We start from the raw sequence: 23,468 nt of genomic DNA, 5'->3' as shown, positions 1-23,468 counted from the left end.
GGATCCGACGGATTCGCGAGGTACGGCGCGCGAGGAGTGCAGCGACGAGCGCGCCGGTGGTCTAGCTGGTATGACTTTGGCCTTCCAAGCCAACGACCCGGGTTCAAATCCCGGCCGGCGCATCGTCTCACCGTTCGTAACGAGCCAGCGACGGCCTCGAACTCAGTCGTCCGCCAGGTCGGCGTCCGCCTCGTCCACGATCGCGGCCTCCCGCGCCGACGCGCGGCGGAACACGATCCAGAAGACCCCGGAGGCGACGACGATGAACCCCGCGGCCGTGTAGAACGCGGCGCTCGTCGAGACGTACTGTTTGATGGCGCCGATCCCGACCGGGCCGGCGACCTGCCCGACCTTCCACGATATCGACCGGAGGCTCATCGCGGAGGCGACGGAGTCGTAGCGCTCGCCCTCCTCGACGAACAGCGACATCGACGCCGGCAGGCGGATCGAGTCGGCGACGCCCAGCACCATGTACGCCCCGAACAGGCTGAAGAACGCGCCACCGAGCACCTGTTCGCCCCCGAAGGCGACGAACCGGACCGGATCGATCGCTCCCTCGAAGTAGTAGCTCAGCGGGATGAGCGCGGTGCCGATGCCGTACGTGAACGCGCCGGCGACGACGAAGTACTCCTTGTTGCCGACGCGGTCGGAGAGGTCGCCGACGTACCCCTGCGTGATCGATTTCGTGAGCTTCCCGCCCGCGAGGATCCAGCCGATGGCGAACGCGGTCGTGCCGAACTCGGTGCGCGCGAGGATGGGCAGGAAGATGATGACGGCCATCTTGCCGACGGAGAACGCGAGCCGGAAGACGACGAGCGCGCGGATCATCGGGAGGTCGAGCAGCGCCTTCAGCGTCGCGACGCCGCCGCCCGCGTCGTTCTCGGTGCCGCCGCCGGGGTCGTCACGGAGGTTGAAGAACACGAGGACGAAGGCGAGGATCGTGACTCCCGTGAGGACCACGTAGGTGAAGGTGTACCCCTCGGCGAACAGGAGGTATCCCCCGACCACGTCGCCCGCGAGGCTGGAGAACGCCGCGACCTGGTTGTACGAGCCCAGCCACCGGCCGTTCTCGTCGTCCGGCGCGATGTGGCCGACGACAGTCGAGCCGGTGATCCACAGGATCGACGCGCCGATCCCCTGGATCACCCGAACGAGGATGACGTGAGTGGCGCTCTCCACGAGCATGAACCCGAAGAAGACGACCACGTTGACCGCGAGCCCGAGCAGGAGCCAGTGCTTCGCGTTGCTCGTGTCGACCTTCCGACCGAGCGGGAGCACGATGAGCAGCTGGACGACCGCGAAGGCGGTCCCGAACAGCCCCTCGACCGTCCCGGTGGTCCCGAAGTCCTCGGCGTACAGCGCAAGCGCGATGAGCAGCGTCGAGTACGCCTGGCTCCGGGCGAACGCCGTGCCCGCCAGCGCCGAGAACTCCTTGTCGCGCAGGAGGGCGACAGAGTTGCCGAACTGCACTACTGTTACGTTCCGAAATACCCACCGCCCGCTTAAATTCCCTCATCCCGGTCGACTACGGGGAGTTCTCGCATGCCGGACGTCCGCGTCCGGCATGTCACGAGGACCCGGTTCGACGGCGTCAGAGCTCGATCCGCTCGACGAGCTGGTCGTCGCTCTTGGTGTTGATCGCGACGATGCGCACGAGGTCCTCGATGAGCGAGTCGTGCAGTTTCGCCTTCAGCAGGTTGTCGACCTGATAGACGCCCGCGGCGTTCACCATCTCGATCTCGACGAGCACCGGCATCGCGTCGCCGTCGTGGCCGTCGGCCTCACCGCCGGGCTTGAGCTCGACGTTGCTGATCGCCTGCGACGAGAGGGTGTTGATCCCGCGACCGCCCTCCTCGTAGGGGATGCGCGAACGACCGCGCTCCATGTCGAGCGCGTCGGCGACGCGGATGACCCCGGCCTCGCGGGTGAGGGGTGTCTCCTCGGTGTGGTGACAGAGGATCGCGTGAAGGACCTCCGCTTTCACGCGGACGGCCTCCTCGGTACCGTAGTAGTCGAACTGCGGCAGCAATCGATCCAGCAGATCGGCGGCCAGCGGGATCGAGTAGTAGGCGTGATCGTCCCGGTGGACGACGTGTCCGATGTCGTGGATCGTCGCCGCGAGCGCGATGATGACCGGCTCGTCGGCCTCGTCGAGCCCCTGCTGGCTCGCCCCGTTGAACTCGATGCCGCCGTGCTTCAGTAGTTCGTACAGGCGGAGCGCCCGGTTGCGAACGATCTCGATGTGCTTGGCGCCGTGGTCGTTGTACCGCTTTCGCGTGACGGCGTTGACGTTCTGCGCGCGGAGGTACGTCTGGATCTCGGTGTCGGACTCGATCACCTCCAACACCTCGTTCACGCGCTCGTCGGGGAACGGATGCTCGGCGTCGGGGTCGTACTGCTGGACGCTCATTCCGTTTGGATCGTCGGTCTGTTGGTCGTCCCGAGGCGTTCCGGCCGAGCCGGCGTCGTCGCTCATATCACGGTCGACGGGTGGCGACCGCAAAAGGGCTCGCCCACGACCTGCCCCTGTGACCCGACCGCCGTCGCGACACGGCGGATCCCGAGAGCGAGTGACCGGACCGAGTCGGACCGGGGAGTCGGGTCGCGATATTCGACCCAACACTTACAAACGGATGTGGTGATCCGGCGGTCATGACGGCCGAACCCAGGGACGACGAGGGAACCCTTGCCGGGACAGGGACCTCCGAGGAGCCCATGGAGCCGCAACAGCCGAAGAAAGGCCCCAACGAGATGTACTGTTCGTCGTGTGGGGCGGTCGTGAAGAAGCGGGCCGAGATCTGCCCGGAGTGTGGAGTCGCCACGGACGGAGCGGCCGTCGGGGTCTCACCGACGACGGAGTCGTCCTCCTCCGGCATAGCGACCGGCGGATCCTCCTCGAACGAGACGAAATATCTCGTCGGAGGGGTGATCTCCGGACTCGTCGGATTCGTTTTCCTCCCGATCATCTTCGGACCGATCTCCCTGTACTGCGGGTACACGGTCTACCAGAATCACGACGAGACAAAGGGTATCGCGCTCATGGCTTGGGGGGGCGCAAGCCTCGTCGTGGGGATGGCCGTCGGCGCGCTGATCCTCGCGTAGCGCGCGGCGGGGCGGTTCCGACCTGTTCGCGACCACGTCCGTCCGAATACCTGCACCTCGCTCGTCGGGCGGAGTCGAGACGGCGATCGGTCGGTGGCCGCTTCCGGTTCGGCTCCCGCTACCGGTTCTTCGGGGCGGCGCGAGGAAACCACACTCCCACCGGGGAATATCCCGCCTTCTGCCGCCGTTCGATGGTCTCAGCGGCTGTATTCCCGATACCGTTCGGTCCAAAAAGCCTATAATTGCCACCGGGTAAGCCGAGGGTAGAGATGCCTACCACCCTACCCCTGTTCGGCGCCATCCCGGGCGGTCCGGAGATGCTGATCATCCTGCTCGTGCTGGTGCTGCTGTTCGGGGCGAACAAGATCCCCAAGCTGGCCCGGTCGACCGGGCAGGCGATGGGCGAGTTCAAGAAGGGCCGTGAGCAGGTCGAGGACGAACTGCAGCAGATGCAGGAGGGCGAGGGCGACGGCGACGGCGAGGCCGAGCTCGCCGCCGACTCGACCGTGGAGACTACCGGCGACACCACCGATACCACCGACAGCACGGTCGAGACCGACGCCGAGAAGAACTGACGTCCCGTCCCGGACCGTTTTTCACTGCGCGCCGAACACTCCCCACCGCGGGGCGTGTGGCCAAGCGGATACGGCGAGCGGTTCCTAACCGCTAGATCGCGGGTTCGAATCCCGTCACGCCCGTCCTCGTTCCCTCCGGACACTCGACGGCGATCTGAACGGGAACGAAGCGACCGGTGAGCCCGCGACCGCCTCGAGCCGACGCAGAATATGTTCCGGCGGGCAATAACCGATCACAAACCGGACAGGAGCGTCGCTGATCCACGGATTGAATCCGTAATGGACAGGAATTCAGAATTTTCTCACAACTGATAGAGAGGGCAAGCATTTAACGTGGCGCACGGGCTGAGTGAACCCAATGGCTACCGACGAGGCTGACGCGGCCGTCGGGTCCGGATTCGACGACGGATCCGGACCGGGAGCGGCGTCGGGGGATGCGGCCGTCGTCGGGGAGTACACGTGGCCCGACTTCCTGCGGGAGCACGGGCGCGAGGACGCGGCCGACGAGCTCGCCGACCGGATCCGAACGGAAGTGGTCGTAGAGAACGAGGACGGGGAGGAAGTCGTTCGCACCGAGGTCCGCGCGGTGACCCCCGAGGACCTGGCGGCGGTGGGCGTCGCCGACATCGCCGCGGACGCGCTCGGGATGGATCCCGGGGAGGTACCGACGACCGTCGGCGCGGCCGGCGCGCTCGGGGAGTCCATCGCCGAGCGCCACCCGCTTCTCGCCTACGACGAGACCCCAGTGTGGAAGGACATCTACACGTGGGACGACTACCGAGAGGAGTACTTCCTTGACGACGAGGGGAACCCGCCGACGGACGAGGAGGACGAGCCACTGGAGTTCACGGACGCCGACAAGGCCGAGGCGCTCGGGTTCGACCCGAACCGTGTCGAGGAGACGCTCGGTCACCTCGCGAAGCGCGCGCCGGAGCTGGAGGAGGTGGTCGACGAGCGCACCGTCGACATCGCCGACGACGTCGACGAGGACGAGTTCTTCAGCGACGCCGCGGGCGCGACGACGATCGCGAACCGCTACGACCTGGAGAAGGCGGTCCCGATGCCGAAGAAGACCCACTTCCGCGAGGTGGAGCGCTACTGGGTGAACGAGCCGTACTCGTTCGTGATCGTCTTTCACTCGACGAAGGAGAACGAGAAGAAGTACTACGTCGTCGAGCCGTACCGCAACGCCATCGAGACGGACCTCATGGAGTTCCTCGAGGGGAAACTGCGCTCGGCGATCAAGTACGCCGACGAGGGGGCCGTCGCGGCCGACGACGACCACCGGAAGCTGACGATCCGCGAGGAGACGTACGACCTCCTCGAACGCTACGACCTCTACGAGCGCGATGAGGGGCCGGGGCTCGGCGACAGGCTCGCGGACCTGTTCGGCGTCGACGTCGACGACGACGGCGCCGCGGGGCGACTGATCCGCGCGCTGGGCGTCACACCGTCGGAGTCCCTCGGCGAGATCGAGGGGATCGCCGCACGGCCCGAGCCCGCGGTCCTCGCGGAGGACCCCGACACGCTCACCGAGTACACGGTGACGAAGGCGCTGTACTACCTCGAACGCGACTTCGTCGGCTACGAGCGGATCGACGGGATCAAACACGACATCAACGTCGAGGACATCTCCTGTGACGGCTACAACTCACCGGTCTTCGTCTACCACTCCGACTACGAGCAGATCATCTCGAACGTCTACCACGGCGAACAGGAGCTCGACGACTTCGTCGTCAAGCTCGCCCAGCGCTCCGGGAAGGGAATCTCCAAGCGCCGGCCGCAGGTGGACGCAACCCTCCCGGACGGCTCGCGCGCCCAGTTGACCCTCGGCCGGGAGGTGTCCGATCACGGAACGAACTACACGATCCGGCAGTTCAAGGACGTGCCGTTCACGCCGATCGACCTCATCAACTGGAACACGTTCAGCCTCGACGAGATGGCGTTCCTGTGGCTGTGCATCGAGAACCACAAGAGCCTGATCTTCGCCGGCGGCACCGCCTCCGGGAAGACGACCAGCCTGAACGCCGTCTCGCTGTTCATCCCCTCGAACTCGAAGATCGTCTCCATCGAGGACACCCGCGAGGTCGAACTGCCCCAGCGCAACTGGATCGCCTCCGTCACCCGTCCCTCCTTCGCGGACGACGACGGCGGCGACGTCGACGAGTTCGACCTGCTGGAGGCCGCGCTCCGCCAGCGGCCCGACTACATCGTCATGGGCGAGATCCGCGGCGAGGAGGGACGGACACTCTTTCAGGTCATGTCGACCGGGCACACCACCTACACCACGTTCCACGCGGACAACGTCGGGGAGGTGCTCAAGCGCTTCACGACCGAGCCGATCAACGTCTCGAAGACGATGTTCACGGCGCTGGACCTCGTGTCGGTGCAGGCGTCGACGCGGGTGCAGGGGCGGAAGGTGCGTCGGAACAAGTCGCTCACGGAGATCAACCACTACGACGCCGAGAACGACGAGATCAACGTGCAGGACGTGTACCAGTGGCAGGCCGAGACGGACGAGTTCCTCCACATGGGCGACTCGAACACGCTCGAGGAGATCATGTTCGACCGCGGCTGGAGCGTCGAGACCCTCGAGGAGGAACTGCTCAAGCGGCGTGCGGTGCTTGCGTACCTCATCGACCGGGGCCTCAACACGTACACGCAGGTCGCGGCGACGCTCCAGGCGTTCATCAACGACCCCGAGACGATCCTCTCGCTCATGGCGAACGAGCGACTGGAGGCGAGTCTCGACGATCTCCGCGAGATGGAGTCGGTGCTCATCGACGTCGACGAGGACAAGGAGGAGATGGTGCCCCGCCCGGAGCCCTCGGAGGCGCAGGCGGCGGAGGCGAAGTCGATCCTCGAGGAGGCGGAGTCGATCCTCGAGGGGTTCCGCGGCGAGCGCACCGACGACGTGGCCGCCGCCCTCGGCGCGGTCGAACCGGCCGGCGACGTCGCGGCCGAGCCGGGAGCGGGTGACGCCCTCGCCGACGACGCCCCCGGCGCGCCGTTCGACGGCATCGGCCCGGAACCGCTCGATATCGACCGATCGGCCGACGCGACCGACGGACCAGTCGCCTCCGACGGTACCGCTGCGAACGACGAGGACGACGGCGGCGCCGAACTGACCGGCGAGGCGGCCGACGCGTTCGACGCGATCGATCAGTTCGACGACGACGGAGACTCCGAGAACGGCTCCGACACCGACCGTCGGGGGGACGACGCGTCGATCGACGGCGCCGTTTCGGACGCGGACGCCGCGCCCGAGGACGGGGTCGACATCGACGAGGGGGCGGTCCCGGAGGAGGGATCGGTCCCCGAAGAGGGATCAGTCCCCGACGAGGGGGCATCCCCGGACGATGAATCGGCCCCCGACGAGGAGGTGATCGACGACTGGGGATTCGGGGAGGTCGAGTCGCCCGACGAGGACGACGGGGAGGAGGGGGGATGAGCCTCGACAGCGACACGGGCTTCGGAAGCGCGCGGGGGTTCGCGGACGCGTTCTACCCGCTGTTCCGGCGGTTGTTCGACGAGGACGGCGACTTCGTCGACACCGTCGACACGAAGCTGACGCAGGCGCGGATGAACCAGCCCGTCGAGCTGTACGTCTCGCGGGCGCTCGGCGTCGGCGTGCTGGTTGGGCTGGCGCTGTGGGTGGTCGGGATGCTGCTGGGGTGGAGCCTGTTCGCGTTCGGGATCGTGCAGGCGGAGTCGATCGGGCTCGGGATCCCGGTGAGTTCCCCCGAGCAGGCGGCGCTGCTGGAGTCACTCACGGAGCCCGCGGCGGTGCTCGTGAGCGGCGTCGTCTTCGGCGGGATCGGGTTCGGCCTCGGGTTCGGGACGCTGGTCGCCATCCCGTATCAGCGCGCCGACGCCCGCAAGCGCGAGATCAACATGCTCCTCGCGGACGCGGTCTCGTTTATGTACGCCCTCTCGGTGGGCGGGCTGAACCAACTGGAGATATTCGAGTCGATGGCGGAGGCCGACGACACCTACGGCGAGGTGGCGAAGGAGTTCCAGAGCATCGTCCAGGAGACGACCTACTTCGGGACCGACTACCGCAACGCGGTCCGCCAGCAGTCCATCGAGACGCCCAGCGAGGAGTTCTCGCAGTTCCTCACCGACATGCTGTCGATCATCAACTCCGGCGGCGACATGGAGCGGTTCCTCTACGACAAGAAGGAGAAGCACCTCCGCACGTCGAAACAGCAGCAGGAGCTGACGCTGGAGACGCTGGAGCTGTTCGGCGAGATGTACATGACGCTGTCGCTGTTCCCCCTCCTGCTCATCATCATCCTCGTCATCATGTCGATGCTCGGGCAGGGGCAGGACTTCCTGCTGACGGCGACCGTCTACCTCCTCACGCCGCTCATCGGGGTCGGCTTCCTCGTCCTCGTGTCGACGGTCAAGCAGGACGAGGTCGGCGACGGCTACCTCGACCCCGGCGGCATCGACGAGCACTTCGCGGAGGAGCAGCGCGAGGGCCTGCTTCACCTCGGGCTCGTCGAGGCGTTCACGGGCGAGTTCTCGCTGTTCGACCGGATCCGCTCGCGCGAGGGGACGCACAAGACCGGGGAGCTGTTGCGGGCGCCGCACTTGTTCTTCCGCGACAACCCCCTGTTCACGCTGGCGTTGACCGGCCCGGCCGCGCTCGTGTTGGTCGGGTTCGGGGTCGCCTCCGGCGACGCGCCGCTGACGTTCCAAGGGTTCGTCGACAACCCGGTGTGGTCGACGTTCGTGTGGGTGTACGTCCCCGCCTACGTCACGCTGATCCCGCTTGTGGTCTTCTACGAGTGGCACCAGCTTCGTCGCGGCGGAATCACCGGCAAGCTCTCGGACAACCTCCGGAAGCTCTCCTCCGCCAACGACACCGGCCAGACGCTGTTGGAGTCGATCCGCACGACCGCCGACACGTCGAGCGGGAAGCTCGCCGAGGAGTTCGAGGTGATGTACGCGAAGGTGAACTACGGGATGAGCCTCCGGGAGGCGCTCGTCGAGTTCAACAACAAGTACCACATCCCGCGGCTGGCCCGGACGGTGAAGCTCATCTCGGAGGCCCAGCAGGCGTCGAGCCAGATCACCGAGGTGCTGACGACGGCCGCACAGGCCTCGGAGAACCAGGACGACATCGAGCGCGAGCGGATCTCCCGGACCCGGATGCAGGTGGCGATCATCCTGATGACGTACCTCACGCTGCTCGCGGTGATGGCGATCCTGAAGCTCCGGTTCCTCGACATCCTCGCTGGGCTGACGACACAGGCGAGCGGGGGCGGCGCCGCGACCGGCGGGGGCGGCGGGCTCGGCTCGGGCGGGTTCGGCGGCAACGTCGACGTCGACCGCCTGTCGGTGCTGTTCTTCCACGCGGTGACGATACAGGCGGTGCTGTCGGGGGTCATCGCTGGGTACATCCGCAGCGCCGACATCATCTCCGGGATGAAGTACGTGGTCGTGTTGCTCACCGTCGCGTTGGGCGTGTGGGTGGTGGTTGCGTGAGCGACGACCGAGGGGCGTCGACGGGCGCCGCGCCCGGCCGCGTCGCCGGCCGCGACCGCGGACAGACGACCATCGACTACGCCATCGGCGTGAGCGTGTTCCTGCTGGTCGTCGCGTTCGTGTTCGCCTTCGTTCCCTCGTTGATCGCCCCGTTCACCGACGACGCCACGGACGGGGTAGTCGTCGCCGACCGCGCGGCGGACCGCCTGACCCGTGACCTCCTCGTCGCCGACCCGACGCGACCGGCGGTGCTCGACGCGGACTGTACCGTCGGCTTCTTCGACGACGGGGTGACGGCCGACGACTGTCGGTACGACGCGAACGCCAGCGACCTCGACGCCGCGCTCGGGATCGGCTCGCCGACGCGGTCGGTGAACGTGACGATCGTCGACGGATCCGGGAGCCGCACGCTCGACGGGACGGAGCTTGCGGTCGGCCCGGACCCGTCGAGCGGGTCGGACGTGTCGGTCTCGCGGCGGGCGGTACTGCTCGACGACCGCGACTGGACGCTGTTCGTGAGGGTGTGGTGAGCATGCGCGGGCAGGCACACACCCTGGAGGGGTTCGCGGCGGCGGTCGTCCTGTTGAGCGGCGTGTTGTTCGCGCTCCAGGCGACGGCAGTGACGCCGCTGACGGCGAGTACGTCCAACCAGCACATCGAGAACCAGCAGGGCGCCGTCGCGGAGGGGACGCTGGCGGCCGCGGAGGCGAACGGGACGCTCCGCCCCGCGCTGTTGTACTGGAACACGAGTACAGAGCGGTTCCTCGGCAGCGGCGACGACGGCGTGTACGCGGCGGGGGGGCCGCCGATTCCGTTCGGAGGGACGCTGAACGAGACGTTCGGCGAGGACCGCATCGCGTTCAACGTCGAGATCGGCTATCGCCGCGCCGACGGGAGTCGGGCGCGCACCCGGATGGTGTACATGGGGTCGCCCAGCGACAACGCCGTCGCCGCGACGCGGTCGGTCGTCCTCTACGACGACGACCCGCTGGCCGACGGGTCGGGCAACGTCTCCGCGGCCGCGGAGCTCGGTCGGTTCTACGCGGACGACGCGGACCCGGACGGCCCGCTGTTCGGCGTCATGGAGGTGCGCATCGTCGTATGGCGGATATGACCGACGCGATCCGCGCGGGCGACGACCGACCCGACGCGAGCGATGCCGGCAGCGACGACCGCGACCGCGGACAGTTGGTGCTGGTGGCCGGCCTCGCACTGGCGGTGGTGTTGGTCGCGCTGGTGCTGGTCACTAACACGGCCATCTACACGGAGAACCTCGCCACTCGGGACGACGGTGTCGGCGAGGCCGAGGCGCTGGGTTATCGGGCGGCGGTCGTCGACGGCATCGGCGGGATCGTCACCCGGGAGAACGCCGCCGAGTACGACGACCGGGCGGCGCTGAACGCGAACGTCTCGGCGGGGGTCTCCGAGTTGGATTCCCTGTTGCGGGAGTCGGCGGCTCGTCGGTCGGCGAGCGCGACCGTGAACCGGTCGGCGGCGACGTACGTCGACGGGAGGCTGGTCCGGGAGAACGGCACCGCCGCCGATCCGCACCCGTTCACGAACGAGACGGGCGCGGCGAACTGGACGGTCGCGACCGACCTGAACGAGACCCGCGGAGCCCGCGGCTACGTCGCCGTCGTCAACGGGTCGGAGCTCGCGTCGGCGTCCGAGAGCGACCCGGACGACGCGTTCCACGTCGTCGTGACGAACGGAACGACCAGTTGGCACGCGTACGTGTACAACGACACCGCCGACGGCGAGATCACGATCGCGGTCAAGGCGGCGGGTGACTCGGTCTCGGACACGACGGAGGTGTGCTCGACGCCGGCCGCGAACGCGACCGTCGACTTCACCGGGGGGACGCTCGACGGCGAGGACTGCGGCGGGTTCGCCCTCGGCGGCGACGTCGCCGGGCGCTACGACCTGCTCGTCCGCAACGGCGACGTCGCCGGCGGCGGCTACGACCTCACGGTTCACACCGAGGGCGCCGGCGCGGTCTCGTCCGGCAACGTCACCGAAGGGGCTTCCGTCGACTCGCCGTACTCCGTCCCCGCGGTGTACGCCGTCAGGCTCCCGATCGCCTACGAGACGGCCGATCTGGAGTACCGAACGACGGTCCGGGTCGCCCCGGGTGAGCGCGATGCGTGAGCGCTCACGATCGCGGCGCGGTCGCGGAACCGCCGACGGCGGCGATCGCGACCGGGCGACCGCGACGGCGCTGTCGTACGTGCTCACCCTCGGGATCACCGCGCTGTTGATCAGCGGCCTGCTCATCGCGGCGGGCAACACCGTGGAGCAGCAGCGGGAGGACACGACGCGGGAGGCGCTGGAGGTCGTGGGCCAGCAGCTCACCGCCCGACTGATGGCGGCCGATAGACTCGTCGGGGCGAACGGAACGGACGTGGTCGTCCGTGGGTCCTATCCCGACAGCGTCTCCGGGTCGACGTACTCGATCGCGGTCCGCTCGGGACCGCCCCCGACGGTCGTGTTGAACGCGACGGTGACCGGCGTGAGCGTCACCGTGACGGCGGCGACGACCACGCCCGTCGCCGACGCGAGCCTCTCCGGCGGCGACGTGGAGATCGTGTACGCCGGGGGCGAACTGGAGGTGCGCTCGGCGTGAATCGCGCCCAGAGCGACGCGATCGGGTTCGTCCTCGTGTTCTCGCTCATCGCGCTGACGATCGGGACGGTGTACGCGACCGGGTTCACGGCGTTGACGGACCTCAGGACGGGCGAGCAGTTGGAGAACATGGAGCGGGCCTTCGACGTGCTGGACGACAACGTCGACGACATCGTCCGCGACGGCGCGCCCGGGCGGGCGACGGAGATCAAACTCAACGGCGGGACGCTCGCCGTCGAGGAGACGGCCCGGGTGACGGTGGAGGCGACGAACACGTCGAACGCGGCGGACAACTTCACCGTCACCGCGGCCACGCGTCCGATAACGTACAGCCAAGGAGACACGACCGTGGCCTCGTCGTTCGGCACGGTGATCCGGAGCGACGGGGACGCGGCGGTGATGCGTAGCGATCCCGGCTGGCTGGTCGACGACGAGCGCGCGGTGCTCCCGTTGACGGTCACGACGCGGCCGGGAAGCCGGACCGCGATCGGCGGGAGCTCGACCGTTCTCGTCACGATGGACGCGACCTCCCGCGGTGTCGACGAGGAGATGACCGCGGGCCCGAGCAGTTCGATCCGGATGAACGTCACCGTCGAATCGACGCGCGCGGACGCGTGGCGCCGGTACTTCGAGTCGATCGACGACGGTTCCGTCATCGTCGCGAGCGACGACGAGGTGACGTATCAGGTCCTCGTCGACCGGGTGGTCGTCCCCCGAACGACCATCAGGGTGCGACTGGAGCGGTAGTCCGGCGTCGGTCGCCCCCGATCGGTCGTCGTAGCGGAGAGTTCTCCGTGCAGGAGACTCGGGAACGCGGGTTCGCATCGGAACGCGTCAGTCCCCACGGCACGCCCGCCCAAAGCGTCGACACAAACGTCGTGGGGGATCGAGTCACGGCGCGACCGAGTATGAACTCCAACCGAACTGGTTGGGTCACACGAATAGGGGCCCGGGAACGGTACGTGCGTACGTCCGACAGATCACGATGTTCACCGTCGAAACACGGATCGAGATCGACTCACAGCCCGGGGAGGTGTACTCGTTTCTCGACGACCCGCGGAACCACGTGAAGATAACGCCCGGACTGATCGACGTGAGCGATGTCGAGGCCCTTCCCGACGGCGGCAAACGCGCGGAGTACCGGTACAAACTCGCGGGCGTGACGCTCGTCGGGAGCGTCGAGGACGTCGAACGCTCCCCGCCGGATCGACTGACACAGGAACTGTCGGGCGCCATCGACGGGACGATCACGTACGATCTGGATGGAACGGACGCCGGGACCCTGCTTCGCTACGAGGCCGAGTACGACATCCCCGACACGGTGATCGACACCGTGATCGCACCCGTCGCGTCCGCGTACAACCGGCGCGAGGCCCGGACGACCCTTGAGAACCTGAAGACGTTCCTCGAGAACTGAGGTGATACCGCCGTCGTTGCGGGCCGGCCACCGGAGCGCCTTCAGTGAGGCGTTCCTGCCCACACAACGACGGACGACACGTCATGTCTCGAAGAACGCGTCGACGAGTTTTCGCTTCGCCGCCTGGAGGTGCTGGTGGTACGTCGAGGGGACGATGTCCATCGACTCGGCGAGCTGTTCGCCCTCGGCGCGCCGCGGCCACTCGAAGTAGCCGCTGACGTGCGCCTTCCGTAGCGCTGTCAACTGCCGATCCGTGAGCCGTCCCCGGAGCTCCTCCCGGAAGCCGTTGGCGGTCTGTTCCGGTTCGTCCTCGTGGTAGGCGACGAGGTCGACCTGCGCGTACTCGGCTCTGAGCGCGTCGAGCACGCGACGCGCCGCCTGCTCGGTCCCGACGCGGAACTCGACCTCGAGCGTCCGCGAGTCCGCGTGCAGTTTCGTCACGCGACTCCCCACCTCCGAGAGAACCTCCACGAGCGGCGAACTCGCCAACCGGAACTGAACGACGGTCTCGTCGTCCGTCTCGACGAGCGGTTCGACGGAAACGACGCCCTCGTGCTCCATCGCCCGTTCCACGAGTGCCTCCGTGTCGTCGAAGTCGGTACTGACGACGCTCACGACCTCTGAGCCCCGTTCTTCGGCGAAGGTCGCCTCGTGGTCGAACTGCGTACCGATCTCGGCGGCGAGATCGGGGAGGAAGAGCTCCTCGTCCGAGAGTTCGACCCCGATCTTGAGGATCGTGTCGGCGGTGATGGTCCGCTTCGTCAGCAGGTCGTTTATCGACACGCCGACGCTGCGACCCAGTGACTCGAGTACCACCCGTTCGCGATCGTCGAGGACGTCTCTCTCATCGAGCACGCCCACGACGCCGTAGGTCGTCGACCGATACGTCAACGGCACGAGTACACACGTTCCACCCTCTGGGATGTCGATCAGGTCGGTCGTGTCGTCGAGCTGGCGGACCGTCTGTCGATCGACCGCCTCGCGAAGGGTCCGAACCCCGTCCGTGTCGTCCGCGAGGTCGATCACCTCCGTCTCGAAGGACCGCCCGCCCGCTTGCTCCGTGACGTCCACCCGACCCACGGTCTCGTCGTATCGACCGAGCCACGCGGCCGTGTACTCCCCGCCCGTGCCGAGGCGCTCGGTCGTCAGCTGCTCGACCTCGTCGCGACTCTCCGCACGCACCAACGCGGAGGTGATGTCGCTCACCAGCCCGTTCACCCGGTCGAGCACCCGATCGAGCGACTCCCGCTCGGCCAACAGCTCCTGTTGTGCCCGCTTTCGCTCCGTGACATCCATCTGGAACCCGACGAAGTGCGACACCTCTCCGTGTTCGTCGAGGATGGGACTGATACTGATCTGGTTCCAGAACTCGGTCCCATCGCGGGTGTAGTTCCGCAGGACCGTCTGGATCCCCCGCCTCTCATCGATGGCCTCGGCGACGTCTGCGACCGTATCGGGGTCGGTTTCGGGCCCCTGTAGGAAGCGGTGGTTGGTCCCGATCACCTCCTCTGGTGGATACCCAGTGATCTCCTCGAAGGAGTCGTTCATGTAGATCATCGGCTCCTCCGGGTCGGTCGCGTCCGATATCGTGATGCCGATCGGCGCCTCGTCGAGCGCCCGCTCCTTCAGGCGACGTTCCGCCTTGACGCTGAGGTCGGAGATCGGCATGCGCGTCCCCGCCTCCCGGCCGTACGTCGTGACGTTCGAGTCCACGGAGTCGACGACTGTCTCGAGGGCGTCCGATCCGCCCGCCGGGACGAGCGTCGTCGCGTCGGCGTCGACCGCGCGACGTGCGATCTCCCCGTCGATCACGTCCGCGATGACCACCACGGGGAGTTCGGGATGCTCCTGCCGGACGGCTTCGAGGAACGCGATACCGTCGAATCCGTCCTCGCTGACAGTCGTGACCACACAGTCGACGGTGTGTCCGTCCACCCTGTCGGCGGCCTCGATGAAGTCAGCCGAACGCGTGACGTCGAACCGGGCCTCCTCCGAGAGATCGGCGGCCGTGGGGCCGCCGCAGAGGTCGTCACCGGCGAACAGTACGACGGCGGGGGCTTCATCCGTTCGCTCGTCTCGACCGGCCCGGCAGGTGTCGGATCGTGTCATAGGTTCGGTGCGAGGTCGCTGAGAGGGGACGGGTCCGCGTCACGCGCGACCGCCTCCGCGGCGTGTTCGCCGCTGACCACTGCCATCGGAAGACCGACTCCCGGAGAGGTGAATGCTCCGGTGTAATAGAGGCCGTCCACGCCCGGCCCGTGGTGTGCGGGACGGAGTGGACCGGTTTGGTCGAGGGTGTGTGCGAGGCCGAGGGCGGTCCCATCGGGGGTCCGATACCGCTCGGCGAACTCGGAGACGCACACCGAGCGCTCGACGACGATCCGATCGCGGAGGTCGACACCGGTCTGTGCGGCGAGGTCGGCGAGCACCAGATCGCGGAACGACGAGACGCGCTCCGGGTCGTCGTCGAGGCCCGGCGCGATCGGTACCAACACGACGACGGCGTGGTGTCCCTCGGGAGCGACGTCGTCGTCGGTCTTCGACGCCACCGAGAGGTAGTACGCGGGGTCCTCGGGCCAGCCCGGATCGTCGAAGATCCGTTCGAAGTGGGGATCCCAGTCGGTCGGGAACACGAGCGAGTGGTGTTCGAGTGGGTCGACCGAGCCCTCGACGCCGAGATACAGCAGCAGCGCCGACGGACCGTACGTCGCCTCGTCCCAGTACGACGGATCGCGCTCCACCGCCGTCCCCGTCAACAGATCGCGTTCGACGTGTGCGGGGTTCGCGTCGGCGACCACGCTGTCCGCGACGGTCACCTCCCCGCCGGCGGCGACCTGCACGCCGTCGGCCAGCGGTGCGAGTTCCGTCACCTCCTGATCGGTCCGGTAGGTGACCCCGAGGTCACGTCCGAGGTCGACGAGCGCCTCGACCAGACTGTACATCCCGTCCTCGGGGTAGTAGACGCCGCGCTCGAAGTCGACGTGTGCCATGAGGTTGTACAGCGACGGCGTCTCATGGGGCGAACTCCCGAGGAACACCAGCGTGTACTGGAGGAGCTGTTGGAGCTTCGGCTCGTCGAAGTATCCCTCGACGTACTGCTGCATCGGTCGCAAGTGCTCGAGCGCCGGCGCGGCGCGGACGATGCTCGGGTCGAGCAGGTCGCGGAACCGCGAGCGGTCGGTGTAGACGAACCGCTCCATCCCGATCTCGTAGGTCCTGCGCGCCGTCTCGAGGTACTCGTCGAGGGCGGTCCCCGCACCGTCCTCGTACGACTCGAACAGCCTGCGGGTTCGGTCGAGGTCGGGGGTGATGTCGGCCCTGTCGCCGTCCTTGAAGAACACTCGATACTGCGGGTCGAGCCGTTCGATCTCGTAGTAGTCCGCCGCCGACCGGCCGAAGTGCCCGAAGAACCGGTCGAACGTCTCGGGCATCATGTACCACGAGGGACCGGTATCGAAGGTGAACCCGTCCACTTCGAGCCGGTTGGCGACGCCGCCGAGCGTGTCATTCCGCTCCCTGACGGTGACAGCCGCGCCCGCGTCCGCGAGGTAACACGCCGACACGAGACCGGCGACGCCGCCGCCGATCACGATGACGGTCTCGTCTTCGAGGGGTGTGCCGTCGATCATAGCGAGTTCGTGTCGTCCGCGGTATGGTCGAATCGATCGTCGGTGTGCGGTCGGTTCCCGGTTCGAACGCCGCCGCCCTCGGAGGCGTTCAACTGTGGTCGGTGCCGTACAACGCTTCCAGGACGTTGAGGTCTCCGAAGCCACCCCCCGCCGCGGCTGTCCACACCACGAGCGCCAGCCCCCCGATCGGTGCCACGAAGAACATGACGGCGAAGGTAGATCCCCGTTTGCGTTCGTAGCGGGACGCGTCCACCGGCCAGCCGACCGGCGGCGAAGCCGGCGATGAGAACGACCAGCGAGGCCCGAAACACCGCCAACGTGGGGTCCACCGTCGTCTCGCCGAACGACCATCGCCTGTCGCTCGTCGTCTCGCTGCACATGAACGACTCACCTGTACGGCCACGATCAGAATGAAAAACGACCCAAACTGTATGGGTATCCGACCTCTCGCGCTGACGAACAGTTACCACGGTGTGCCGGTGTGGGCTGGAACAGCGGCCATCAAGGAGTTCCCGTGTCCGCGGTGCGGCGCCGAAGTCGCGATCGGACTGAGGAAGGGGTGTCGAAGTCGATACCTCCCCCGGAACGTTCGGAGACCATCGGCTCGACTCGAGAAACCCGACGGGCAAGGCGTCGTACCGATCACGACTTCTTCGTCCCGTTCGAGCGATGGCCTACACCGGAGACGCCCCCTTCGATCACACCGTTTTCCCGACGGGTCGACGACCGCGAACCGAACCGGAGTTGGGGAGTCTATCCCCGTCGAGATCCGGACGTTCGGTCCCGGTTATGCGGCGTATACCAAATACGGACCCTCGTGTGGGTCAGGGCGTCCGCGGCGGATGGGGAGAGAAGCACGCGTGCCTTGACATGGCCCCGCCGCGGTCCTACTCATCACACAGTCCCGTCGAACGACTTGACGTGCTGTGAGGCTGTCCTCCAGGTGTTCCACCAGCGTCAGAAGCGTTCGACAGCTTAACTCGGAATCGTCTTCCTGATCGACGAGAGCGTCTCCTCCCCGCACACGGGTCTGATTCAGCCTCCTTCGTTCGAGGCAGCGCTGCTCGAAACCCACCGCCCGGACCACGCGTTCACCGACCTCCCTGTGACGGCGGGCCGACGGGTTCGGCCGAAGGGTCACGCCGCGGACTGGTCGAAGAGATCGGAGCCGCAACGACCGCCGTCGGCAGATCAGTCGTCGACCTCGATCTCCGTGATCGACACGTGGAGATACGTGATCCGCGGGATATCGGCGTCGACCGGGACCACCTGTTCGATCCTGAGTGCCTGGTCGTAGTGGACGGTCCCTCCGTTCTGGATGTCCATCTCGCCGGCGACGACGCCGCCGAACACGTCTGACTGCTTGATCGTGAAGTCGTTGTTCCCGTCGTCGCCGGTAACGTACAGCACGCCGACGAACCGACTTCCGTCGGAGATGTCCACGTCGGTGTTCCCGGTTCCGTACATCCAGTGTTGACGCGACCGCTCGTCCGGGACCGAGACGTTCGCGCCGTCGAGGGCGATGTCGTCCGCGACGTAGAATCGAACGATCCCGCTCCCCTCGATCCGGATCTCCGTCCCGACGAGCGAGACGTCCTGCCCGACGACGATCTCGACCTCGCTGGCGCCGGCCGTGTCGATCACCAACTCCTCACCGCTGCTCATGTCGATGTCCGAGAGGTAGTACTCGGTCCCGTCGTCGCCGGAGAGCGTGGCTGTGTCGTCCCCGCCGAAGTCGATCGAGTACTCGCCGCCGCTCTCGGTGATCGCGGACGTGTTCGCGTTGTCGTTGTCCGCCTCGATCGCCTCGATCCGGGACCTGACGAACGGGGAGAGGTCGTCGCCGGCCGCGACGCCGTCGATCTGGGAGACGCGGTCGGAGTCGGGCTGTGGCTCCGCGTTCGGGTTCGCGTTGTACCCCGTCGTGTGTTCGACGGTCCCCGTGATGTTGCCGTTCGCCGTGCCGACGTTCACCGAGGCGCCGGAGCGGACGCTCCCCAATATCTTCCCGTTGCCCTGTATGTCGATGCTTCCCGCGGTGGTGACGGTCCCGTTCGCGCTCTTGGTGGCTGCGTACGACCCGTTCGAGGAGTTGTAGCTGTCGATCCAGACGTTGCTGTTGCCCGTTCCGTCGAGACTGATCTCGTCGCCGACGGCGCGGGAGGTGAGCGCGGCCCGGACCGGATCCAGGTCGGTCGGCGTCTGCAGTACGATCGTCGCCGTTTCGTTGGCGTCGTCGACCGAGACGCTTCCCTGCGTCCGTTCGGCGAAGAACTGGCCCCAGGCCCGGTAGAACTCGCTGTGGACGACGATCACGACCTTCCCCTCGTCGAGCGGGTTCGTCCGGTTCGAGCGGTTCGGGTCCGGGTAGACGGCAGTTGAGTCGTTGGAGCGGGTGATGCGTGCGTCATCGTCCAGTCGGGCGTCGCCGGAGACGGTCACGAGCGGCAGCGTCAGCGTGGTGCCCCTGTAGTGGAACTCCGGCGGCGACACCATCGTGCTCCCGCCGTCGGTCCGACGCCAGACGCCACCGCCCTGGTAGGCGACGACCGTGTCGCCCTCGCGATAGGTGACGGCGCCGAGCGTCGTGTTCGTTAACACCGCCGTCACCTCGTCGTCGGTCGTGTTCCGTATCGTGACGTTCATCCACCCCGCGTCGGCCTCGACTGCGCGGGTGGCGCCGCCGCTCCCGGTGAGCCGGACGCTCTGGGCGTCGCTGTCGCCGTGGGCGACGAGGCTCGCCTTCGAGTCGAACTGCGTCATCGACTGCTCGGCGGCGCCGTCGGTCGCCGACTGCTGGATACCCGTGATCGCGTCGCCGCCGAACGCGACTATCGCCGACGCGCCGACGACGGTGATCGCGAGCAGGAGCACGAGGGCGATCACGTCGCCCTGCGCTCGGCTATCGCCCGTCCCCCAGGCCCTCATGAACGCACATTCGAAAACGGCCGGGATAAGCGTTCGTTCCAAGCTATCAATCGCGAACTCGGGCGAGGCGTGCGAGACGCTCCGCTACGTGAGTCCGGGCGAAAACGTAGTGAAGGGTCGTTGCGGCTGAGAGCCGAGTTACGGCGTCGACTCCTCGGCCAGCGTCTGTGAGCTGTCCCCGTTCTCGGAGGTCCAGATCACGCGTATTTGGTCCGACGTGCTGACGTCTGTTGTGTTAGACGTACTTCCAGCGCTCACCGTGGTGTCCGGGAACGTTGTGGTGTTCGATCCAACTACGCTGAGTTGACTCGACGGAATCGAGTCACCACCGGTGTGTGTTGCGGTCGCGGTGCCCGCGCCGGAGTCGAAGTCGAACTGGAAGTTCGCGTTCGGCGATGTCTGTTGTACGCTGTTCCCCAGGCCCAGGACGAACGAACCGATGACAGCCGCGAGGATCACTGTGATCGCTACCATCAGGATCACACCGATCACCGGACTGACCGCGCGGTCGTCGTCCAAGAGTGCGTTGAAGTTCATTTGAGTTCGTTCCACAGCCCTCCCCGAAGGGAGTCGACCCTCGGCGGTACTGTACAGGATAGTTCGCGTTCGAGTATATGAAGCAACCGACCTAAATATTATATTTGATATCAGCCCACAAAACCGAATCTAGTTCCTCGTCGTTCAAGTTTCGGTAGCGGGTAGCCCTCCGGCCGGGGCTCCCGTTCCACGAGGCACCCTGTTGGAACGGGAGATCGATACCGTCGGTGTGTCCGGCAGTTTTGCCACCGGAGGAATAGCCGTCCCCCCGACCGATAGCCCGTCCGCGAGCGCCCACGAACGGCACCGTCCCGACGGCTACTCGGGAGAGTCCGTCTCATACTCGTTCAGCAACTGGACGAGCGGTTGCACCTCGGAGAACCTCGGCCCCCTGGAGATGGTCCCCGCATCGTCGTCCCACGTGATGTATTGGGAGTCGGCTAACTTGGGGAGATGGCGATGGTACAGCCCGACCCGGGCGTTCTCATCGGCAAGCTGTCGTTCGAGAACGTCGATACCGGTTTCGGTGGTGTCGCCCAGCAGAGTCATGAGAACGTCCCGGCGTGAGCGATCCGTGAGCGCGTTCATCATCGAGTCGATGGCGTCCGAGGAGACGGCACGCCCCTCGATCGTATCGACACGTGTCTCCCGAGCCAGCGGCTCCTCCCGGAGAGTCAAAACGAACCCGATCCACTCGCTGTACAGCTCGATCAGGACCTTCTCTTCGTCCTGAAACGACTCGTCACGGGCGCCGGTGTCCGCAAAACACAGCGTTCCGTAGGGTTCGTCGGCAACCGTGACTGTCGTCCCGAGGTAACTCCCCAACCCGAACGTCTCGTACGCCGGGTCGCCTTGCCATCCCTCGGCGACGGCATCACTGACGGCCAGTGTCCCCTCCGGGTTCTCGATCGTTTTCCGACAGTAGGTTTCGGAGAGCGGAACGGTGGTTCCCGGGCTGAGGAGTTCGTGGGAGCCATGGACGACCTCGAAGCGTTCCGTCTCGGTTTCGAGATCGATGGACGCCAGAAAGGCGTAGTTCAGAGCGAACTCCGAGGTCTCGTGTGCGAACAGGCGTTCGAGTCCGGTTCGCGGGTCGATAGAGGGCGCCAACAGTGTTCGCCCGACACGCTGAAGGTGGGATACTATCCCGTCCACGTCCGAGATACAGATGCCATGTGGCATAGAATGACTCACGTATTCGTGATGGGTGACAAGCTCTCTGGATTCCAAAATCACTATGCCGCGTGTTAACAAATAGCTTGCGGTGGGGGCCGGCTGACGCCCTCAAGGCGTGAGATCGACCGTTTTCGGTACTCACGGATGTGAGCCTCAGTAGTCCGGAGCGCTGTGCTCACACCGATGCACCTCCCTTGTGGTGATCGCGGGACGGCGCCGACCCGCGCTCGAAACCGAACGCTATTCGCTCACGAGAATCGTGGTTTTCAAAGCGATCCTGTGGATAGAGGACCTGATTCGCTGGAATCGGGAGAGAGTGCTCCAACTCCAGAAGGTTACTTTCGAGTGGACTCGGCGGGATTTGAACCCGCGGCCTTTCCCCTGCCAAGGGAACGATCTACCACTGATCTACGAGCCCGCCTACATCATCTCGTACCGCAGTTCGGTAGTTAAGGCCTTCGACTGCGTACGTCCACGACACGGACCAACACGGTCGAGGGACGGATGGAAAGCCCTTAGGTCCGCGGCCGAGTTCACTACGATGGGAACAGCACGGCCGCAACTCTGACTCGCCCGCTGTGGGCTTGGGATTGCGGATGTGCCCCCGTCGGACTGCCCGCTCGCGCCGGATGGCGCGCTCGGGAGCGACAGCCGGCGGTGGCTCGCTTCTGCGGCCGACGTTCCAACTCAGACAATGGCACGAATGCACACCCGCCGTCGAGGGTCGTCCGGATCGGACAACCCCGCGGCAGACGAACCCCCGGAGTGGAGCGACGTCGATACCGAGGACGTCGAGGAACGCGTCGTCGAACTCGCCGAACAGGGCCACGACCCGAGCGTCATCGGCATGAAACTGCGAGACGAGGGCGTGAAGGGCACGCCGGTTCCGAACGTGAAGCTCGCGACCGGCAAGAAGGTCACCGAGATCCTCGAGGAGCACGACGCCGGCAACGACCTCCCCGAGGACATCCGGAACCTCATGGAGCGCGCGGTGCGCCTCCGCGAGCACATGGAGGAGAACCAGCAGGACGCGCAGAACAAGCGCGCGCTCCAGAACACCGAGTCGAAGATCCGTCGCCTCGCGGACTACTACCGCGGCGACAAGCTCGACGAGGACTTCCGGTACAGCTACGACGTCGCCGTCGACCTCCTCGCGGAGGACCGGTAAGACACCCACCCCCACTCACGAGCCACACCGATGTCCACCGCCGCCGACACGCCGACCGAGGCCGACCCCGAACGGGTAGCCTCGGCGCTGTCGGCCGCGGAGTTCGTCCGGCTCTACCCCCGACCCACCGGCGACGCCCTCGCCGCGGCGGGGGTGCTCGCCCGTGCGTTCGACTCGCGGGGCACGCCGTTCCAGGTTCGCGCCACCCGCGACAGCGCGGTTCCCGACGGTGACGGGACCGCGCTGGCGCTGGGCTGGACCGCGCCGAACGCGACCGGCATCGGGTCCGGATCGCGGCCGGTGTCGGTCGTCGCGGCCGCCGTCGTCGACGCGATCGGCGCCGATCCGGACCCGATCGTCGGGCTCGCCGGCGCCGTCGCCGCCGGGGCCGTCCCGGGCCAGGACGGGAGCGGAAGCCTGCTGGAGGAGGCCGAGCGCCGCGGCGCCGTCGACCGACGGCCTGGCGTGGCGGTCCCGACGGCGGATCTCGCCGACGGGATCGCACACTCGACCCGGATCTGGACGACGTACTCCGGCGACGTGGACGCCGTGCGCGCGCTGCTCGTGGACCTCGGTATCGACACCGAGGCCACTGGGTCCGCCGAGCTCCACGACGACGACCATCGACGGCTCGCCTCCGCGGTCGCGCTCGACGCGACCGCCGACGCGCCCGACCGCGCGGTGTCCGCCGTCGAGCGGGCGCTGCGCCCGTACGGGACGCCGACGGGGCCGTTCGCCACGCTCGGCGGCCACGCCGACGTGCTCGACGCGCTCGCTCGCGAGCGTCCGGGACTCGGCGTGGCGCTCTCGCTCGGCGCGGA

18 protein-coding genes, 3 tRNA genes and 1 pseudogene are annotated in these 23,468 nt (G+C 67.0%); 14 read left to right on the top strand and 8 right to left on the bottom strand.

Annotated elements, in window-relative coordinates; translation table 11 throughout:
• Nucleotides 1-50 precede the first annotated feature (50 nt).
• Nucleotides 51-122: transfer RNA gene (locus GRX01_RS08735), tRNA-Gly, on the top strand.
• Nucleotides 123-162: 40 nt separating this feature from the next.
• Here GRX01_RS08735 and GRX01_RS08730 read toward each other — a convergent pair.
• Nucleotides 163-1,470 (bottom strand): MFS transporter, encoded by a 1,308-nt coding sequence (locus GRX01_RS08730; RefSeq protein WP_321167984.1) that lies wholly within the window; start codon nucleotides 1,468-1,470, stop codon nucleotides 163-165.
• Between the two features lie 121 nt (nucleotides 1,471-1,591).
• Entirely contained in the window at nucleotides 1,592-2,410 is an 819-nt protein-coding gene (locus tag GRX01_RS08725; RefSeq protein ID WP_201289563.1) for an HD domain-containing protein, read from the bottom strand.
• Between the two features lie 242 nt (nucleotides 2,411-2,652).
• Here GRX01_RS08725 and GRX01_RS08720 point away from each other — a divergent pair, with 242 nt between their 5' ends.
• The 11 genes from GRX01_RS08720 to GRX01_RS08670 all read left to right on the top strand — a co-directional run bounded on the left by GRX01_RS08720 (nucleotide 2,653) and on the right by GRX01_RS08670 (nucleotide 13,209).
• Nucleotides 2,653-3,102, top strand: a complete 450-nt coding sequence (locus GRX01_RS08720) for a zinc ribbon domain-containing protein (RefSeq protein ID WP_201289551.1) — start codon at nucleotides 2,653-2,655, stop codon at nucleotides 3,100-3,102.
• Nucleotides 3,103-3,371: 269 nt separating this feature from the next.
• Nucleotides 3,372-3,677 (top strand): Sec-independent protein translocase subunit TatA/TatB, encoded by a 306-nt coding sequence (locus GRX01_RS08715; RefSeq protein WP_159665834.1) that lies wholly within the window; start codon nucleotides 3,372-3,374, stop codon nucleotides 3,675-3,677.
• A gap of 50 nt (nucleotides 3,678-3,727) precedes the next feature.
• Nucleotides 3,728-3,800, top strand: a tRNA-Arg gene (locus GRX01_RS08710).
• Between the two features lie 235 nt (nucleotides 3,801-4,035).
• Nucleotides 4,036-7,128 (top strand): ATPase, T2SS/T4P/T4SS family, encoded by a 3,093-nt coding sequence (locus GRX01_RS08705; protein ID WP_159665831.1) that lies wholly within the window; start codon nucleotides 4,036-4,038, stop codon nucleotides 7,126-7,128.
• Complete coding sequence (locus GRX01_RS08700; protein ID WP_159665828.1) at nucleotides 7,125-9,170, top strand: type II secretion system F family protein; 2,046 nt, start codon at nucleotides 7,125-7,127, stop codon at nucleotides 9,168-9,170. The genes GRX01_RS08705 and GRX01_RS08700 overlap by 4 nt, the downstream gene beginning before the upstream one ends.
• Complete coding sequence (locus tag GRX01_RS08695; RefSeq protein ID WP_159665825.1) at nucleotides 9,167-9,700, top strand: DUF7287 family protein; 534 nt, start codon at nucleotides 9,167-9,169, stop codon at nucleotides 9,698-9,700. Before GRX01_RS08700 ends, GRX01_RS08695 begins: the two co-directional genes overlap by 4 nt.
• A 2-nt stretch (nucleotides 9,701-9,702) precedes the next feature.
• Nucleotides 9,703-10,284, top strand: coding sequence for a DUF7288 family protein (locus GRX01_RS08690; RefSeq protein WP_159665822.1), 582 nt, complete (start codon nucleotides 9,703-9,705; stop codon nucleotides 10,282-10,284).
• A complete protein-coding gene (locus GRX01_RS08685; protein ID WP_159665819.1) occupies nucleotides 10,272-11,318 on the top strand; it encodes a DUF7261 family protein in 1,047 nt (348 codons plus the stop codon). Before GRX01_RS08690 ends, GRX01_RS08685 begins: the two co-directional genes overlap by 13 nt.
• Entirely contained in the window at nucleotides 11,311-11,793 is a 483-nt protein-coding gene (locus tag GRX01_RS08680; RefSeq protein WP_159665816.1) for a DUF7266 family protein, read from the top strand. The genes GRX01_RS08685 and GRX01_RS08680 overlap by 8 nt, the downstream gene beginning before the upstream one ends.
• On the top strand, nucleotides 11,790-12,539 hold the full coding sequence (locus GRX01_RS08675; protein WP_159665813.1) for a DUF7289 family protein: 750 nt from the start codon (nucleotides 11,790-11,792) through the stop codon (nucleotides 12,537-12,539). Before GRX01_RS08680 ends, GRX01_RS08675 begins: the two co-directional genes overlap by 4 nt.
• 238 nt (nucleotides 12,540-12,777) lie before the next feature.
• Nucleotides 12,778-13,209 (top strand): SRPBCC family protein, encoded by a 432-nt coding sequence (locus GRX01_RS08670; RefSeq protein WP_159665811.1) that lies wholly within the window; start codon nucleotides 12,778-12,780, stop codon nucleotides 13,207-13,209.
• Between the two features lie 81 nt (nucleotides 13,210-13,290).
• Here the strand turns inward: GRX01_RS08670 and GRX01_RS08665 are convergent, their stop codons facing one another.
• The 6 genes from GRX01_RS08665 to GRX01_RS08640 all read right to left on the bottom strand — a co-directional run bounded on the left by GRX01_RS08665 (nucleotide 13,291) and on the right by GRX01_RS08640 (nucleotide 21,897).
• Nucleotides 13,291-15,318: a bacterio-opsin activator domain-containing protein gene (locus tag GRX01_RS08665; protein WP_159665809.1), complete on the bottom strand. Its 2,028-nt coding sequence runs from the start codon at nucleotides 15,316-15,318 to the stop codon at nucleotides 13,291-13,293.
• Nucleotides 15,315-16,838, bottom strand: coding sequence for a phytoene desaturase family protein (locus tag GRX01_RS08660; protein ID WP_159665807.1), 1,524 nt, complete (start codon nucleotides 16,836-16,838; stop codon nucleotides 15,315-15,317). Before GRX01_RS08660 ends, GRX01_RS08665 begins: the two co-directional genes overlap by 4 nt.
• A 1,191-nt stretch (nucleotides 16,839-18,029) precedes the next feature.
• Nucleotides 18,030-19,766 carry a DUF7289 family protein gene (locus GRX01_RS08655; RefSeq protein WP_159665805.1) on the bottom strand — a complete coding sequence of 579 codons (1,737 nt, stop codon included), beginning with the start codon at nucleotides 19,764-19,766 and terminating at the stop codon, nucleotides 18,030-18,032.
• Nucleotides 19,767-19,904: 138 nt separating this feature from the next.
• Complete coding sequence (locus tag GRX01_RS08650) at nucleotides 19,905-20,303, bottom strand: type IV pilin (protein ID WP_159665803.1); 399 nt, start codon at nucleotides 20,301-20,303, stop codon at nucleotides 19,905-19,907.
• A 318-nt stretch (nucleotides 20,304-20,621) separates the two neighbouring features.
• Nucleotides 20,622-21,533, bottom strand: a complete 912-nt coding sequence (locus GRX01_RS08645; protein ID WP_233740962.1) for a DUF7344 domain-containing protein — start codon at nucleotides 21,531-21,533, stop codon at nucleotides 20,622-20,624.
• A 292-nt stretch (nucleotides 21,534-21,825) separates the two neighbouring features.
• Nucleotides 21,826-21,897: transfer RNA gene (locus tag GRX01_RS08640), tRNA-Ala, on the bottom strand.
• A gap of 276 nt (nucleotides 21,898-22,173) precedes the next feature.
• Between GRX01_RS08640 and GRX01_RS08635 the strand changes: the two genes are divergently transcribed.
• Nucleotides 22,174-22,647 carry a 30S ribosomal protein S15 gene (locus GRX01_RS08635; RefSeq protein WP_159665801.1) on the top strand — a complete coding sequence of 158 codons (474 nt, stop codon included), beginning with the start codon at nucleotides 22,174-22,176 and terminating at the stop codon, nucleotides 22,645-22,647.
• Between the two features lie 30 nt (nucleotides 22,648-22,677).
• Nucleotides 22,678-23,468: pseudogene (locus tag GRX01_RS08630) on the top strand (exonuclease RecJ); the annotation flags it as partial.

It is taken from the genome of Halobaculum saliterrae, from assembly GCF_009831625.1.
GTDB classification, from domain to species: domain Archaea; phylum Halobacteriota; class Halobacteria; order Halobacteriales; family Haloferacaceae; genus Halobaculum; species Halobaculum saliterrae.
The sequence above is the reverse complement of the archived record's forward strand: the minus strand, read 5'-3'. Positions and strand labels throughout refer to the sequence as shown.

Bases quoted from the DNA above. Each gene is read 5' to 3' on its own strand.
- GRX01_RS08690 (WP_159665822.1), top strand. From the start codon at position 9,703: ATGCGCGGGCAGGCACACACCCTGGAGGGGTTCGCGGCGGCGGTCGTC.
- GRX01_RS08700 (WP_159665828.1), top strand. From the start codon at position 7,125: ATGAGCCTCGACAGCGACACGGGCTTCGGAAGCGCGCGGGGGTTCGCG.
- GRX01_RS08665 (WP_159665809.1), bottom strand. From the start codon at position 15,318: ATGACACGATCCGACACCTGCCGGGCCGGTCGAGACGAGCGAACGGAT.
- GRX01_RS08685 (WP_159665819.1), top strand. From the start codon at position 10,272: ATGGCGGATATGACCGACGCGATCCGCGCGGGCGACGACCGACCCGAC.
- GRX01_RS08635 (WP_159665801.1), top strand. From the start codon at position 22,174: ATGGCACGAATGCACACCCGCCGTCGAGGGTCGTCCGGATCGGACAAC.
- GRX01_RS08725 (WP_201289563.1), bottom strand. From the start codon at position 2,410: ATGAGCGTCCAGCAGTACGACCCCGACGCCGAGCATCCGTTCCCCGAC.
- GRX01_RS08655 (WP_159665805.1), bottom strand. From the start codon at position 19,766: ATGAGGGCCTGGGGGACGGGCGATAGCCGAGCGCAGGGCGACGTGATC.
- GRX01_RS08660 (WP_159665807.1), bottom strand. From the start codon at position 16,838: ATGATCGACGGCACACCCCTCGAAGACGAGACCGTCATCGTGATCGGC.
- GRX01_RS08650 (WP_159665803.1), bottom strand. From the start codon at position 20,303: ATGAACTTCAACGCACTCTTGGACGACGACCGCGCGGTCAGTCCGGTG.
- GRX01_RS08670 (WP_159665811.1), top strand. From the start codon at position 12,778: ATGTTCACCGTCGAAACACGGATCGAGATCGACTCACAGCCCGGGGAG.
- GRX01_RS08705 (WP_159665831.1), top strand. From the start codon at position 4,036: ATGGCTACCGACGAGGCTGACGCGGCCGTCGGGTCCGGATTCGACGAC.
- GRX01_RS08715 (WP_159665834.1), top strand. From the start codon at position 3,372: ATGCCTACCACCCTACCCCTGTTCGGCGCCATCCCGGGCGGTCCGGAG.
- GRX01_RS08680 (WP_159665816.1), top strand. From the start codon at position 11,311: ATGCGTGAGCGCTCACGATCGCGGCGCGGTCGCGGAACCGCCGACGGC.
- GRX01_RS08720 (WP_201289551.1), top strand. From the start codon at position 2,653: ATGACGGCCGAACCCAGGGACGACGAGGGAACCCTTGCCGGGACAGGG.